11 protein-coding genes are annotated in these 14,475 nt (G+C 55.2%); 4 read left to right on the forward strand and 7 right to left on the reverse strand.

The genetic code is table 11. The annotated features are described in order from the left end of the window. Nucleotide 1: 1 nt before the first annotated feature. The 3 genes from selB to ACOTX4_RS23730 form a co-directional block, all read right to left on the reverse strand. A complete protein-coding gene (gene selB / locus ACOTX4_RS23720; RefSeq protein ID WP_023315017.1) occupies nt 2-1,840 on the reverse strand; it encodes a selenocysteine-specific translation elongation factor in 1,839 nt (612 codons plus the stop codon). After that, nucleotides 1,837-3,222: an L-seryl-tRNA(Sec) selenium transferase gene (gene selA / locus ACOTX4_RS23725; RefSeq protein ID WP_045331984.1), complete on the reverse strand. Its 1,386-nt coding sequence runs from the start codon at nt 3,220-3,222 to the stop codon at nt 1,837-1,839. Before selA ends, selB begins: the two co-directional genes overlap by 4 nt. A 103-nt stretch (nt 3,223-3,325) precedes the next feature. Next, nucleotides 3,326-3,934 carry a glutathione S-transferase gene (locus ACOTX4_RS23730; RefSeq protein ID WP_015572763.1) on the reverse strand — a complete coding sequence of 203 codons (609 nt, stop codon included), beginning with the start codon at nt 3,932-3,934 and terminating at the stop codon, nt 3,326-3,328. Between the two features lie 436 nt (nt 3,935-4,370). Between ACOTX4_RS23730 and ACOTX4_RS23735 the strand changes: the two genes are divergently transcribed. The 4 genes from ACOTX4_RS23735 to ACOTX4_RS23750 all read left to right on the forward strand — a co-directional run bounded on the left by ACOTX4_RS23735 (nt 4,371) and on the right by ACOTX4_RS23750 (nt 8,536). Then, nucleotides 4,371-6,278, forward strand: a complete 1,908-nt coding sequence (locus ACOTX4_RS23735) for a PTS mannitol transporter subunit IICBA (protein ID WP_023315019.1) — start codon at nt 4,371-4,373, stop codon at nt 6,276-6,278. A gap of 101 nt (nt 6,279-6,379) precedes the next feature. Next, nucleotides 6,380-7,528: a mannitol-1-phosphate 5-dehydrogenase gene (gene mtlD / locus ACOTX4_RS23740; RefSeq protein WP_017382581.1), complete on the forward strand. Its 1,149-nt coding sequence runs from the start codon at nt 6,380-6,382 to the stop codon at nt 7,526-7,528. After that, the gene (mtlR, locus tag ACOTX4_RS23745) at nt 7,525-8,115 is read left to right on the forward strand and encodes a mannitol operon repressor MtlR (protein WP_015572766.1); all 591 of its coding nucleotides are present in this window, start codon (nt 7,525-7,527) and stop codon (nt 8,113-8,115) included. The genes mtlD and mtlR overlap by 4 nt, the downstream gene beginning before the upstream one ends. Nucleotides 8,116-8,173: 58 nt before the next feature. Next, complete coding sequence (locus ACOTX4_RS23750) at nt 8,174-8,536, forward strand: YibL family ribosome-associated protein (RefSeq protein ID WP_015572767.1); 363 nt, start codon at nt 8,174-8,176, stop codon at nt 8,534-8,536. A 32-nt stretch (nt 8,537-8,568) separates the two neighbouring features. Here ACOTX4_RS23750 and ACOTX4_RS23755 read toward each other — a convergent pair whose 3' ends face one another. The 4 genes from ACOTX4_RS23755 to ACOTX4_RS23770 are packed head-to-tail and all read right to left on the reverse strand — an operon-like array spanning nt 8,569 to nt 13,444. Further along, entirely contained in the window at nt 8,569-9,663 is a 1,095-nt protein-coding gene (locus ACOTX4_RS23755; protein ID WP_045331981.1) for a fimbrial protein, read from the reverse strand. Between the two features lie 9 nt (nt 9,664-9,672). Further along, a complete protein-coding gene (locus ACOTX4_RS23760) occupies nt 9,673-12,153 on the reverse strand; it encodes a fimbria/pilus outer membrane usher protein (RefSeq protein WP_052687537.1) in 2,481 nt (826 codons plus the stop codon). A 4-nt stretch (nt 12,154-12,157) separates the two neighbouring features. Continuing rightward, on the reverse strand, nt 12,158-12,832 hold the full coding sequence (locus ACOTX4_RS23765; protein WP_022652045.1) for a fimbrial biogenesis chaperone: 675 nt from the start codon (nt 12,830-12,832) through the stop codon (nt 12,158-12,160). A gap of 30 nt (nt 12,833-12,862) precedes the next feature. Then, entirely contained in the window at nt 12,863-13,444 is a 582-nt protein-coding gene (locus tag ACOTX4_RS23770; RefSeq protein WP_032660742.1) for a fimbrial protein, read from the reverse strand. Nucleotides 13,445-14,475 lie beyond the last annotated feature (1,031 nt).

The raw sequence follows: 14,475 nt of genomic DNA on the forward strand, positions 1-14,475 counted from the left end.
CTTACGGAAATAACTGCGCGTCGCGTAGCACATGGTCATTGCCACGACGACGCGTAAACCCGATGCGGTTGAAATACTCCAGGATCTGAATCGCCAGTTTGCGTCCCACATTTAGCCGATCGCGGAAGTCTGCGGCGCAGGTTGATCCGCGCGCCTGATCCAGCTCCCGGATCAGGTTCGCAAACGCTACGATCCGATCGTTGCGGTAATAACGATCTTTCACGATCGCCACAATCATCCCCTGCTGTGCCGCATGGCGCAGTACCTGACGCATCAGCTGCTCATCGGTATTGGTTTCACGCGCCAGATCGCGCACCCACCACGGTTCATCGCCAAACAGCGCCGCCACTTTTTGCCAGACCGCGTCCTGCTCAGCGGTAAAACCGGCCTTGTGTTCCGGCAGGTGTAGCCAGCCGTGATGACTTGCAATAACGCCGCTTTCACGCATGTTTTCAATCAGCAACAGCACCAGCGCGTCGTCTTCCATGGGCAACGCCATGCGCCGCAGACGTTCACGGCCCGGGCCGGGCTCATCCTGATGCTGTTCATGGTAGGTCGCCAGCGTGCTCAGCACTTTGCGCTGCCAGCGCGCCGCCACCGGCGCGTTCAGCAGGCTGTTCCCGGCCTGAATAAAACCTGGCTCCTGCGTCAGAAGACGCAATCCTTCGCCGCTGAGCTGGCGCGCCCAGGCGAACGCCGCCAGATCCACCGCGCCACGCTCAAGGTGGATATCTAACGCAGACTTATCATCGCGGGTCTGGGCCAGCGCGGCCAGCCACTGTAAATACTCGGGCTTACGTTTGCCGCGACGGGGCGGATCCAGCATGACCACGCGCGCGCCCGCCAGCGTTTCCCGCGCCGAAATATCGCGCAGAACCAGGCGGTCGTTATCCGCCAGCCAGAGCGGGGAGTCGAACACCAGTTCGGCGAGATCGTTTTCCAGCAGCGACACGCGTCCGGTGATGTGGCTGGCCGCGTGGTGGATATGCAGCGGCTGCCACTGGGTCAGCGGCGTATGGGTCTGAAGAGAAACGATAATCCGTTCAGAGGGCTCCGGCGGCGCGTCGGCCAGCAGCCAGTCGCCGCGGTTAAGCTGGTCTTTTTCGGCATCACCGGCAATATTCAGCGCGATACGCTGCCCGGCGTGGGCCTGTTCCACCGGCTGGTTTTGCGCATGAAGCCCGCGCACGCGCATCGGTTTGTTCACGCCCGTGAGCCACAGGGTATCGCCCACGTTCACTTCCCCGCTCAGCGCGGTACCGGTCACCACCAGCCCAGCCCCTTTCACGGTAAACGCCCTGTCGATCGCCAGACGGAAGCGGTGATGGCTGGCCTGTTCACGAGACGGGATCTGCTGCAAATGGTTGCGAAGAGCATCGATACCGCGGCCTTCTGTCGCTACGGTGACAAACAGTGCGACATCCTTAAAACCGTATTCACTCAGCGCCGCCAGCACCTCTTGACGCACCTCGTCGATACGCGCCTCATCCACACGGTCCGCTTTGGTGAGGGCGACGGTCAACTGCGGGTTTCCCGTCAGCTGGAGGATCGCCAGATGCTCGCGCGTTTGCGCCATCACCCCGTCATCGCACGCGACCACCAGCAGAGCGTGATCGATCCCGCCCACGCCCGCGAGCATATTGGAAAGAAACTTCTCGTGACCGGGCACGTCGATAAAGCCCAGCACGCGACCGTCGGGCTGCGGCCAGTAGGCGTAACCCAGGTCAATGGTCATGCCGCGCTTTTTCTCTTCCGGCAGGCGATCGGCATTCACGCCCGTAATGGCCTGCAATAACGTGGTTTTGCCGTGGTCAACGTGACCGGCGGTGGCAATAATCATTTCAACATCATCTCCAGAAACCGCACTTCATCTTCCAGACAGCGTAAATCCAGCCACATGCGCCCGTCACCGATCCGGCCAATCACCGGCGTCGGTAATGCGCGCCAGCGCGCCGACAGCGCCTCAAGCTGGCTTCCGCGTCCGTCGCGCGGGGTGAACGTCAGCGCTTCGCTCGGTAACCTGTCCACCGGCAGCGAGCCGCTGCCAATTTGCGACAGGCAAGGCTCGATACGAACTTCAAACTCAGGGTAATGAGGAGCAACCTGCGGCAGTAGCGCTTCCGCCTGCGCGCGAACAGAGGCCGCATCACGGCTCAGCAAACGCAACGTGGGCAGGCGGTCAGCCAGTTTCTCCGGGTGGAGATAGAGCCGCAGCGTGGCTTCCAGCGCGGCCAGCGTCATTTTATCGGCACGCAGGGCGCGCTTCAGCGGATGCTGCTGTAGCTGCGCAATCAGCTCGCGCCTGCCGACGATAATACCCGCCTGCGGCCCGCCCAGCAGTTTATCGCCAGAGAAACTGACCAGGCTTACGCCCGCGGCAACCATTTCCTGCACCATTGGCTCTTTTGGCAGACCATACTGGCGCATATCCACCAGCGACCCACTGCCAAGATCGGCAATCACCGGCACGTTTAGCTCGCGCCCGATGGCGGCCAGTTCAGCCTCTTCCACCGTTTTGGTGAAACCCTCAATGTGGTAATTGCTGGTATGCACTTTCATCAGCAGGGCGGTGTTTTCATTCACCGCCGCGCGATAATCTTTTGCATGGGTACGGTTAGTTGTGCCCACTTCATGCAGCGTGCAGCCCGCCTGCCGCATGACGTCCGGAATACGAAACGCCCCGCCGATCTCCACCAGCTCGCCGCGAGAGACGACAACCTCTTTTCCGCTTGCGGTGGCCGCCAGCATTAACAGCACCGCCGCCGCGTTGTTATTCACAATGCAGGCATCTTCCGCGCCGGTGATCTGGCAGAGAAGATCCGCCAGCGCGCGATCGCGATGTCCGCGCCCGGCGCCGTCCAGATCGTACTCCAGCGTCACCGGCGAGCGCATGGCCCGGGTGACGGCCTCTATTGCCTCTTCTGCCTGCTGTGCCCGGCCCAGATTGGTATGCAAAACCGTGCCTGTCAGGTTAATAACCGGGCGCAACGCGCTTTGCGCGTGCTTGCTCAACCTCCTTTCAACTTCCTGCGCCCATGCCTCGCACCAGCCGGGTATCGCGTTCTCAGCCTGAATATGGCGACGCGCATCGTCCTGAAGCTGGCGTAGCATGTCGACCGTTGCAGTATGGCCAAACTGCTCCAGCACCGCAGTGATGCGCGGGTCACGAAGCAGACGATCGGTAGCGGGGATCTGGCTGTAGAGGGAATGATGAGTAGTCATGAATGCGCCTGGCGAGTAAATATCTTCCCCCCTCCCGACGGGAGAGGGAGTTAACATGTGGGGGGATTGTACCGCCTCCCGCCAGGAAGTGTTATAACCCGCATCAAGCCTTTGGTGGTTCAGTCCGGGCGAAACTTTCGCGCTGGAAGAGCGTCTCCGCCAGTTTGACCAGCAGCGGACGATCCACGCACCAGCCCGGCGAGACGCGGCGGAAATTGAGGTAGCCGATGGCGCAGGCGATGGCGATCGTCGCCAGATTCAGGCTATCGCTCTGAATTTTCCCGTCGCGGATCAGCTGTTCGCACATATCCAGGCTGCGGCTGATTTTTTCGCGCTGGCGCAGCAGCTCATTTTCTGACTGCTGGGCGGCGGGCCTTGCCTGCTCGCGTACGGACGTTAATGCCGCATCCATAATGCCATCCGCCAGGGCTTCAATTTGCTTCATCGCCAGCGCTGCTTTTGGATCCGCCGGCAGCATGGCTGGCGCAACGCCAAGCAGCTCGATGTACTCCGCAATGATCGGGGAATCAAACCAGTAGTCGCCCTCGTCCGTTACCAGCGCCGGGACTTTCCCCAGCGGGTTGTACTGCGCAACGCCGTTCTCTGCGTTGTAGGGTTGTTCATTTACGAATTCAAATTCAATCCCTTTCTCCAGCAGGAGAATCGAAATCTTACGCACGAAAGGACTTGTATAACTGCCGATGAGTTTCATTGCTTATCCTTAATGCCCACAAAGAGGTCAGTATGGATCAAGCCGTGGTAAAAGGCAGGTGTGCGTATCGCATTCCTGTCGTGAGGGGATACGGGAGAAATCTGCATAAAAATATTTTGTGAATCAAATCACAATCTGAAAACAAACAGCCAACTTAACATTGTGATATTAATCACAAAAACCCGCCCATTTTGGCGTAATTCTGAACGATGTATTTTTTTTACACACTCATTATGTGATCGCGATCACTTCATTAATATCCTCACCCCCTACATTCATGTGATTCAGATCACACAAAATTTCGCTGTCTGGACAGTTGAACGATTCAGTGCCAGATTTCACAGCATCAGAACAGGGCCCGGCTACCTCTGCCGCCGCACATTAACGATAAACCTCGGGCCACAAGCCTAAGCGTAAACATAAGAAGGGGTGTTTTATGTCATCCGATTTCAAGATCAAAGTGCAAAGCTTTGGTCGTTTCCTCAGCAACATGGTGATGCCAAATATCGGCGCGTTTATCGCGTGGGGTATTATCACCGCATTATTTATTCCGACAGGGTGGTTGCCTAACGAAACGCTGGCGAAACTTGTTGGCCCAATGATTACGTACCTGCTGCCGCTGCTCATCGGTTATACCGGTGGTCGTCTGGTGGGCGGTGACCGTGGTGGCGTCGTGGGTGCCATCACAACCATGGGGGTGATCGTCGGTGCGGATATGCCGATGTTCCTCGGTGCGATGATTGCCGGTCCTCTGGGCGGCTGGGCGATTAAGAAATTTGACGTCTGGGTTGATGGCAAGATCAAATCCGGCTTCGAAATGCTGGTGAACAACTTCTCTGCGGGCATCATCGGGATGATCCTCGCGATTCTGGCGTTCCTCGGCATTGGCCCTGCGGTTGAAGTGCTCTCCAAGCTGCTGGCGGCGGGCGTTAACTTCATGGTGGCGCATGACATGCTGCCGCTGGCGTCAATCTTCGTTGAACCGGCGAAAATCCTGTTCCTGAACAACGCCATCAACCATGGTATCTTCTCACCGCTGGGGATTCAGCAGTCACACGATCTCGGCAAGTCCATCTTCTTCCTGATTGAAGCGAACCCGGGTCCGGGTATGGGCGTTCTGCTGGCATACATGTTCTTTGGTCGCGGCAGCGCGAAACAGTCTGCTGGCGGCGCGGCGATCATTCACTTCCTGGGCGGTATTCACGAAATTTACTTCCCGTATGTACTGATGAACCCACGTCTGATCCTGGCCGTTATCCTCGGCGGTATGACCGGCGTGTTCACCCTGAGCGTACTGGGCGGCGGTCTGGTCTCTCCGGCTTCTCCCGGCTCTATCCTGGCGGTGCTGGCGATGACCCCGAAAGGCGCCTACTTCGCGAACATCGCGGCGATCTGTGCGGCCATGGCGGTCTCCTTCGTGGCCTCCGCTATCCTGCTGAAAACCAGCAAGGTGAAAGAAGACGACGATATCGAAGCGGCAACCCGTCGTATGCATGACATGAAAGCCGAATCCAAAGGCGCAACGCCGCTGGCGGCAGGCGATGTCTCTAACGACCTGAGCCACGTTCGTAAAATCATCGTTGCCTGCGATGCCGGTATGGGCTCCAGCGCAATGGGTGCGGGCGTGCTGCGTAAGAAAGTGCAGGATGCGGGTCTGACCAACATCTCCGTCACCAACAGCGCGATTAACAGCCTGCCGCCGGACGTTGACCTGGTGATCACGCACCGCGATCTGACCGAACGCGCTATGCGTCAGGTACCGCAGGCGCAGCACATTTCCCTGACCAACTTCCTCGACAGCGGCCTGTACACGAGCCTGACCGAACGTCTGGTGGCGGCGCAGCGCCATGAAGATAACGAAGTGAAAGTACGTACCAGCCTGCAAGACAGCTTCGACGAGAGCAACGCGCATCTGTTCAAACTGGGCGCAGAAAACATCTTCCTTGGCCGCACGGCGACCAATAAAGAAGAGGCCATTCGCTTCGCCGGTGAGCAGCTGGTGAAAGGTGGCTACGTTCAGCCGGAATACGTTGAGGCGATGCTGGAGCGTGAAAAGCTGACCCCAACCTACCTGGGTGAATCCATCGCGGTTCCACACGGTACGGTGGAAGCCAAAGACCGCGTGCTGAAAACCGGCGTGGTGTTCTGTCAGTATCCTGATGGCGTGCGCTTCGGTGAAGAAGAGGACGACATCGCCCGTCTGGTGATTGGTATCGCCGCTCGCAACAACGAGCATATCCAGGTGATTACCAGCCTGACCAACGCGCTGGATGACGAAACGGTTATTGAGCGTCTGGCCAACACCACCAGCGTTGAAGAAGTTCTGGCCCTGCTTAACAAATAACGGTACTCCTCCCTCTCCCCCCCGGGGAGAGGGCTAGGGTGAGGGGAAAACGTTCCTCACCCCAGCCCTCTCGGGTAAAAACATTGATGAAGGTTAACACTATGAAAGCATTACATTTTGGCGCAGGTAATATTGGTCGTGGCTTTATCGGTAAACTGCTGGCAGACGCGGGCATTACCCTGACATTCGCCGATGTGAATCAAGTGGTTCTGGATGCCCTGAATGCCCGTCATAGCTATCAGGTTCACGTGGTGGGTGAAAACGAACAGGTTGAAACGGTCTCTGGCGTCAACGCGGTAAGCAGCATTGGCGACGATGTTATCGATCTTATTGCCAGCGTTGATCTGGTCACCACCGCCGTGGGTCCGGTGGTGCTTGAGCGTATCGCCCCGGCGGTCGCGAAAGGCCTGGCGAAGCGTAAAGCACAGGGCGTTGAAACGCCGCTGAACATCATCGCCTGTGAAAACATGGTGCGCGGCACCACGCAGCTGAAAGGCCACGTTCTTGCGGCCGTCGCCGACGAAGATAAAGCCTGGGTTGAAGCGCACGTAGGTTTTGTTGATTCCGCCGTGGATCGCATCGTTCCGCCGTCAGCATCCGCCACCAACGACCCGCTGGAAGTGACCGTGGAAACCTTCAGCGAGTGGATCGTTGATAAAACCCAGTTTAAGGGCGCGCTGCCGACCATTCCGGGAATGGAATTAACCGATAACCTGATGGCATTTGTCGAACGTAAACTCTTCACGCTGAACACCGGGCATGCTATAACCGCGTACCTCGGAAAATTGGCCGGTCATCAGACCATTCGTGACGCGATCCTCGATGAGAACATCCGTGCGGTGGTCAAAGGGGCAATGGAAGAGAGTGGCGCGGTGCTGATCAAACGCTACGGTTTTGATGCTGATAAACACGCAGCATACATCCAGAAAATCCTCGGTCGTTTTGAAAACCCGTATCTGAAAGATGACGTTGAGCGCGTGGGTCGTCAGCCGCTGCGTAAACTGAGCGCGGGCGATCGCCTGATTAAACCGCTGCTGGGCACGCTGGAATACGGCCTGCCGCACGCTAACCTGGTGAAGGGAATCGCTGCCGCAATGCACTACCGCAGCGAGCAGGACCCGCAGGCAATTGAGCTGGCTCAGCTGATTGATGACAAAGGCGCGCAGGCTGCGCTGGCACAGATCTCCGGTCTGGATGCCAACAGTGACGTAGTTGCGGAGGCGGTCAGCGCATACAACGCAACCAAATGATGCAGAGTCCGGCGCAGGTGAGCCTGCGCCCGAATAACAGATTGTCAGATATGCAGGCAATAATGGAACAAACCCAGGCCTTTGAAAATCGTGTGCTTGAGCGTCTGAATGCTGGCAAAACCGTACGAAGTTTCCTGATTGCCGCCGTCGAGCTGTTAACCGAGGCGGTAAACATTCTGGTGCTTCAGGTGTTTCGCAAAGACGACTACGCGGTAAAGTACGCTGTAGAACCGTTACTGGACGGAGACGGACCGCTGGGCGATTTATCGGTACGGCTGAAGCTGATTTACGGTCTCGGCGTGCTGAACCGTCAGGAGTATGAAGACGCCGAGCTGTTAATGGCGCTGCGCGAAGAGCTCAATCATGACGGCAATGAGTACACCTTTACCGATGATGAGATACTGGGTCCCTTCGGCGAACTGCACTGCGTATCCGCGCTCCCTCCCGCACCTCAGTTTGATAACAGCGACCCAGAGCTGTACGCGATGCAAAAGCTGCGTTATCAACAGGTTGTGCGCTCCACCATGGTGCTTTCCCTGACTGAGCTGATTTCTAAAATCAGCTTAAAAAAAGCGTTTCAGAAGTAAGCCCGCACACATTGGTGTATCCTTCCCTGTAAATTCCCCGTTTTCAGAGTTATTTGTCATGAAAGAAGTCGAAAAGAACGAAATTAAACGCCTGAGCGACCGTCTGGATCTGATCCGCCATCAGATGGCTGGCCTCTCCCTGGTCGATTCCGCCGAGAAATATGCCGAGCTGGAAAAAGAGTCCGTGAAGCTGGAGGCGGAAATTGAACGCCTGCGCGAAGTGAAAGGCCAGAAGCTGAGTAAAGAAGCGCAGAAGCTGATGAACATGCCGCATCGCCGCGCGATCACCAAAAAAGAGCAGGCCGACATGGGCAAGCTGAAGAAAAGCGTCCGTGGCCTGGTGGTGGTGCACCCGATGACTGAGCTTGGTCGCGAAATGGGCCTGAAAGAGATGACGGGTTTTTGTAAGACCGCGTTCTGATCGTCCTCCCCTGCCGCTGCGGCAGGGGAAACTCAGTTGTAAATCAGGTTAAACGTGGCCATCGCATCCGCTTTTCCCGCCGTCACGTTCGCTTCCGTCTGAATGTAATGCGCATCAAACCAGAAGGTTTGCGTCTGGTTATCCCCTACTTGCCCAAGCGCTGATACCTGCGGGGTGTTCCACGGTACCACCTGCCCCTGAACCGAACCGGTATTGTCACCGTAAAGCAGTTCGATCCCGACACCGCTGGCGCTATCCTCCTGCTTCGTCAACGCCAGCGCCCGATCGTTGCCCGGCGTGGTATCGCCAAAGAAACCCATCTTAACCGCCGTGTTATTTTCGCAAGTCACCGGAATGCTGAAGCGTCCGCCCCCGGCGCGGGAGCCGATGCCGTGAAATTCACGCTGGCTCACGCTCCCCATGGGAACAAGAATGCTGCGAGAGCCCACTGAACAGCTGGTACGCCTGACGGTGAAGCTGGCGAGATGAATCTGTACTGGTGTCGCCACGTTGGTGGCGCTGGCTTGATTTTCTCCCGCCTGCAATATCAGCGATCCGACATTTTGCTCCTGGGAGTTGGCGTTATCGTCAGGCATGGGGCTGGTCGTCGGGATTTTGTAAAACACTACCCAGAACTGCAATTTATACGTTGGGGCGCTGGCAAAGGCAGGATTCTGTGAGGCATCACAGATACGCCGGGACTCGTTGCCGTCTACCGGGCTGGTGCCGTCAATATACCGTACGGCATCCGCACCACAGTACTGCTGCTCGCGGAACCCGAGCGCGTAGCCGATGCCGTCGATCTGAGTTTTATAGACGTGACGTGACGCGCCGTCTTCCCCCACCACGGTGCCGACGGGGTTATCCATGTCGACAAAGCCGATACTACGCCAGGCGTCATTCCCGCCATCACAGCTGTAGAAATCCGCCCCGGTAGACTGTATCGGCGCAGATATCGGCGTCCAGTCAGACGTGCCGGGCGCATACCCAATGGCATAAGGCACCTGAACGACCCACTGATCGCGCGTGGTGCGGCAGGTTGAAGTCTGGGCATGGGCATGAAAACTCAGCATGCCAAAAAGCGAAAGCAGACTGAGATAGAAAACCCAGTGAATAAAGTGACGCATGATATTCCTCTAGTGGCACTCAAGAGACAGCGTAGCGATGCCGGGGGCCATATGAGCTTTCCCCAGTCTGAAAGGTGTCTGGCATTGCTGCTGCTCCCCGTTTTCATACCAGGTGACGCGCAGGGTGCCGCGCTCGGGTACTCCGCTCAGGTAGGCCTGACCGCCGTCAGCGACCATGCTTCGGTTTGCAGAATGGCGGTTCTGCTCCACCACTTCAGCCTGCGCGCCAAACGGCAACGGTTCACCGTGGTAGCGCAGGGAAAACAGAACGCGATAACCAATGTGGGTTTTGTAATTGGCCAGCACCACCGCGCCGCTGGTGGGAATGAGCGTCAGACCGCTCTGCTCAACGTCGACGTTCTCACCCAGCGTCGCCGTATCAAGGCTGACGGTATTTTTGCGATACGCCGAGAGCGTTGGCATGACCGCATAGCCGCGGCTGTCGGTATGGATCCCGTTGTAACCCTCCGGCTCAACGTTCGCCGCACCGGGCACGCGCAGCAGGGCGACGGTATCGCCCAGCGGCTCGCTAAGCGTGACGCCATACTGCGTGGCGATAACGCCTCCGGCGAGTCCGAGGCTCGCGTTGCTACCGCTTCGGCTGTGGTCATAACCGAGGCTGACGTTGCCGTAGCCACCGTTGTATTGCAGCGCCAGGCTGGTACTGTCGGCTTGTCCCTCGCTGGCCTTACTCTGCTGAACGCTGTAATTAAGGTTGCGATTCGCCAGCGCGCTGCCGTTGAGAGACATCTGCTGCGTGGTCATTCCACGATTGTTGTGGTTGATGAAGTAACTGACCGAGCTGTCCGGTAACCAGTGGCCAAGCGGAACATTGACGTTAAACGACACGGTGCGATCGGGATGCTGCTCACGCGCTGAGTCGGTGTAGTCATATCCCGCGCCCCAGGAAATGCCCCGCCAGCTGGTGTACCAGCCAATGTGGATGGTTTTATCCTGCCCGGACGTATGCCAGTAATCCTGCATCCATGCCGAGACGCTGAGGCTGCCGAACTGACCCAGCGTCTGTGAAAAGGTGACCTGCGAGCGGCTACGGCGATTATTGAGTTGCAGCTGTTGGCTGTCAGACTGATTCAGTTCACTAAATTCATAGTAATTGCGCGAGGCATAGCGATAACTCGCCAGGTTGAAGGCGGTGCCGGTAGCGCTGAAATCTTTCTGATACTGAATGCGCCACGCCTGCCCTATCGCGTTTTTGCCGTCGGGTAAATGGCTTTTTGCCAGCGTATCGTCAATGCCCAGCGAGCCAAATGCGCCAAACCCTCTGCCTATGCCAATTGCACCGGCCTGGTAGTTGCTCGCCGTACGAAAGCCGCCATACACCGTCATCCTGGAGAGCAGACCGTAGAAAAAAGCGCCTTCAACAAACTCAGGCGAACGCGCATCGCCGGAGCCGGAGTGAAATCGTCCTGCATTGAGACTGTATTTCAGGCTGCCCTGGCGTCGCATAAACGGCACCGCAGAATAGGGTTGGGTAAAGACGCGCGTTGAGCCGTCACTTTCCGTGACCGTAACCTGTAGATCGCCACTTTGTGCGCCCGGGAACAGATCGTTAATGATAAATGGCCCGGCGGCCACCCAGGTTTCATAGATCACATAGCCATTTTGCGAAACGGAGACTTTAGCGAAGCTGTGTGCAACGCCGCGGATGGTTGGTGCGAAGCCGCGCTGGCTGTCGGGCAACATGCTTTCGCTTGATGAGAGCTGTACTCCACGAAACGCCACGCTATCGAAGACGTCGCCTGCGGTCCAGGCATCGCCGATCCGTAGCTGGCTGTTAAGACGGCGAATATCCCGGCTCAGCCAGCTACTTTGCGTCTGAAAATGGTCGCCGCCCGCGTCGCTGTGGCTCCAGGCCGAAGTGTTGCGCAACCGCCACGCCCCCAGATTGATGCCGTTACGCAGGCTCAGATAGCTGGATGTCGTGACCCCGCTCTGATGACGGGCCTGACCGCCCGACAGACTGTAATCAGTAAATGCCGCCGGGATACCATCGTCCCACTGCGACTGCGGCACGTAGCCACGGCTGCGGTGTTTCATCGCCGCCTGCGGCAGGTTGAGAAAAAGGCGCTGTTGGTTGAAATCATAGGAGGTTCGCGCTGCCGGAATAAAATCCTCGAGGTGCGTGAACGTTTCTCCCTCCTGCAACCGGGAGAATGCAGGAATGGCCCCTACATTTACTCCAAGCGCTTCCAGCAGCGATACGCTAAAAACGGGTTGCAGGCTGCCTTTCTCATTGACGAAGGTGATCTCCTGATGCCGCTCCTCGCGTCCGTTAATCTCCAGCGTCACGAGCCAGGTGCCTGGCATCTGCCCGCCCTTTTCAGAGAAATAGTGCAGATCCGCCGTTTTCTGTTCAGTAGAGGAAAGCTCCAGCGCGGCGGGATCAAAGTAATCCTCGGCCATCCCCGCACGGCTGAAGCTAAGCAGCAACACTGAAAGCGGCGCGTAACGAAACAGGCGAAAAGGCATGATCTTAAAGAGGCTGGGTGTGGGTGGCGGTGATGGCACCAAAATCATTAATAGCCGACCAGCTTACGCCCCCGGAGGCGGACACAGGCCATTCACGGGTTTCCCCTGGACCGATCATGCCCGGCTGCTCAATTTTATGCCCGCCAACGGTCAGCCGATAAAAAGAGACGTAGTATGGCGTCGGGTTAGCGGCCTTAAGCCCTTTTCCCGTCCGCGAAAACGTTATTTTCTGCCAGGCAGTTGCAGCGTCCCCTTTTAGATTGTCCGGGCGGTAGAAAATTTTAAATTTCGATTTAACGTTAACTTGTAATTCGTTGCTGCTCTCTTTTGGCTTTGGCGCAATCGCTTTAATATCGAGCCAGAATACAGATTCACGATCTGTGGGCAGCGGAGCGCCGGTATATTGAATACGCAGCGTGTTGGTCTGCTCCGGATCAAGTCTGAACAGAGGTGGCGTGACAATAAATGGCGCAGCGTTATTTTTACCCTGCCCATCCCCTTCAACCCACGACTGAATAAGATAGGGAACCGCACTTTCCATATTAGAAACAGAAAATGCCACCTCCTTGCTGTGTTGTGGGTATACGATCCGTGTTCCCCCCATTACAACGCCAGCGGAAACTGACGCAGAACTAACCATTAATGCAGTGAGCATAATATACGATAAACGTTTCATCATTATTATCTCTGGAGGTGGCTGACAGTGAAATCAGTTATAAACCATCAGGAAGTTGGATACGGCGTTAACATCGCCGGCGTTGATTTCTGTGCCATCTTTGTCAAGTGCGGCATAGAAAGTTAATTCAGCATTGCCTTCATCATCCGGTGCGGTTGTTTCAGATACCGTACCCGGTTTAATCGCCGTGCTGCGATCGCTGTTATAAAGCTTCACGCCGACACCCGTCGCCATACCTTCACCTGGCGTAACCTGTAGCAGTGTGTCATTCACCGTATCTTTGGTTCCGTCAAACAGTACCGCAACCGATTCAACCGTATCCGGGCAGTTTTCCACGTTGATTTTGAACTCGCGCGGCGTCGTTTCGTTGTGATCGTCAAAGTAGCTTTTTGCCCACGCCCCAAGGTCTACCGTTTTGTTTTTTGAGGCCGGAGTAATATCACAGGAAATAAGGGTGATCTTACCGGTAAAATTGATCACCCCGCCCGTACTTTGCGAACCCGCACCGGTATCCAGAGAAGCATTAACGCCAGAATCACTGCTTGCCAGTACCGATTGAGAAGATAACAGCAGCCCCGCCGCGGCAATCGCCAGCGCCACATTTTTGATTTTCATTTGGAACACTTTCCCCTCTGTAAATTAAACAGATATAGACTTGTTGTACCAGGTACAATAACCGCTATAAGGATTTAAAAACGCCACCGAAAGGGTTTTAGCAGAATGGGTGACGCGACCTTATAGAATAAAGCAGGGTCCATCCCATGGTGATAATCCGTATATTTTCAGAAGGCCATACACAGATATCCTTCAACTGAGGAATGACTTCTGGCCGAAAATAACACTGAATACGTTGTGGTTAGTAATAAATTTAAAATCTTCTGTTACGTTGCTTCTGAATAAATAGTAAATCAAATGCCTTTTAACGTCTACGTATTGAAAAGTAATACGCCGCGCTTTTAAACATTCTGAAATTAACACTCAGCTAACAAATTTAACCCCTTTCCATTGCCCTAATAATTATTAATCTGCTTTTAATACCGCAACTAAATTACAAGAGAGTTAACTGATCATTGTTTGATCAATTTATTTCAGAATATTATTAGCCAAAAAATGTCACTTCAGCAAAAAATTCTTTCACTTTATCCTGAAAAATCACGGTTAAACAGGATATTTCCTTATCGATCAGCAATTGATCGTTTGTAATACACTGTTAAAATCTATATGTGAAATTTACCTTAATTAAAATTTTTTGCTACAGCTTCGATTTCGCATTTTTAACCAAAAAAAATTTTTATTTATAGGAAATATATCACTCTGATCACACATATACAGATTTTCAAAAACATAAATAAAACAAACAAACCTCATTTGATTCACGCAATATTATCACATACCCATTTTATTCAACCTCTTTTACGCGCCGTATCTGCTCAAAAGGCGAATGTAATGCCCTCCACCTGACTACCGCTCCCAACGCACGCGGTGAGTTGAACTTGCGGTTTTGGTCCTACCAATCATGCGTAAAGCTATCCATCGTTCACAGTTTCGATGCTCCACTTCACAAAAGCATTGCTGAATAGCAACACTTGGTTAACCATTTATTGCCATTAACCCTACATCACAATATTGGAAGGACCACTTTTACA

The sequence above is a fragment of the Enterobacter cloacae complex sp. IR5459 genome, assembly GCF_049238005.1.
Taxonomy (GTDB): Bacteria; Pseudomonadota; Gammaproteobacteria; order Enterobacterales; family Enterobacteriaceae; genus Enterobacter; species Enterobacter hormaechei_C.

Excerpts from the sequence above, each read along its gene's own strand:
- selB (WP_023315017.1), bottom strand. The coding sequence starts at position 1,840 with ATGATTATTGCCACCGCCGGTCACGTTGACCACGGCAAAACCACGTTA.
- selA (WP_045331984.1), bottom strand. The coding sequence starts at position 3,222 with ATGACTACTCATCATTCCCTCTACAGCCAGATCCCCGCTACCGATCGT.
- ACOTX4_RS23730 (WP_015572763.1), bottom strand. The coding sequence starts at position 3,934 with ATGAAACTCATCGGCAGTTATACAAGTCCTTTCGTGCGTAAGATTTCG.
- ACOTX4_RS23735 (WP_023315019.1), top strand. The coding sequence starts at position 4,371 with ATGTCATCCGATTTCAAGATCAAAGTGCAAAGCTTTGGTCGTTTCCTC.
- mtlD (WP_017382581.1), top strand. The coding sequence starts at position 6,380 with ATGAAAGCATTACATTTTGGCGCAGGTAATATTGGTCGTGGCTTTATC.
- mtlR (WP_015572766.1), top strand. The coding sequence starts at position 7,525 with ATGATGCAGAGTCCGGCGCAGGTGAGCCTGCGCCCGAATAACAGATTG.
- ACOTX4_RS23750 (WP_015572767.1), top strand. The coding sequence starts at position 8,174 with ATGAAAGAAGTCGAAAAGAACGAAATTAAACGCCTGAGCGACCGTCTG.
- ACOTX4_RS23755 (WP_045331981.1), bottom strand. The coding sequence starts at position 9,663 with ATGCGTCACTTTATTCACTGGGTTTTCTATCTCAGTCTGCTTTCGCTT.
- ACOTX4_RS23760 (WP_052687537.1), bottom strand. The coding sequence starts at position 12,153 with ATGCCTTTTCGCCTGTTTCGTTACGCGCCGCTTTCAGTGTTGCTGCTT.
- ACOTX4_RS23765 (WP_022652045.1), bottom strand. The coding sequence starts at position 12,832 with ATGATGAAACGTTTATCGTATATTATGCTCACTGCATTAATGGTTAGT.
- ACOTX4_RS23770 (WP_032660742.1), bottom strand. The coding sequence starts at position 13,444 with ATGAAAATCAAAAATGTGGCGCTGGCGATTGCCGCGGCGGGGCTGCTG.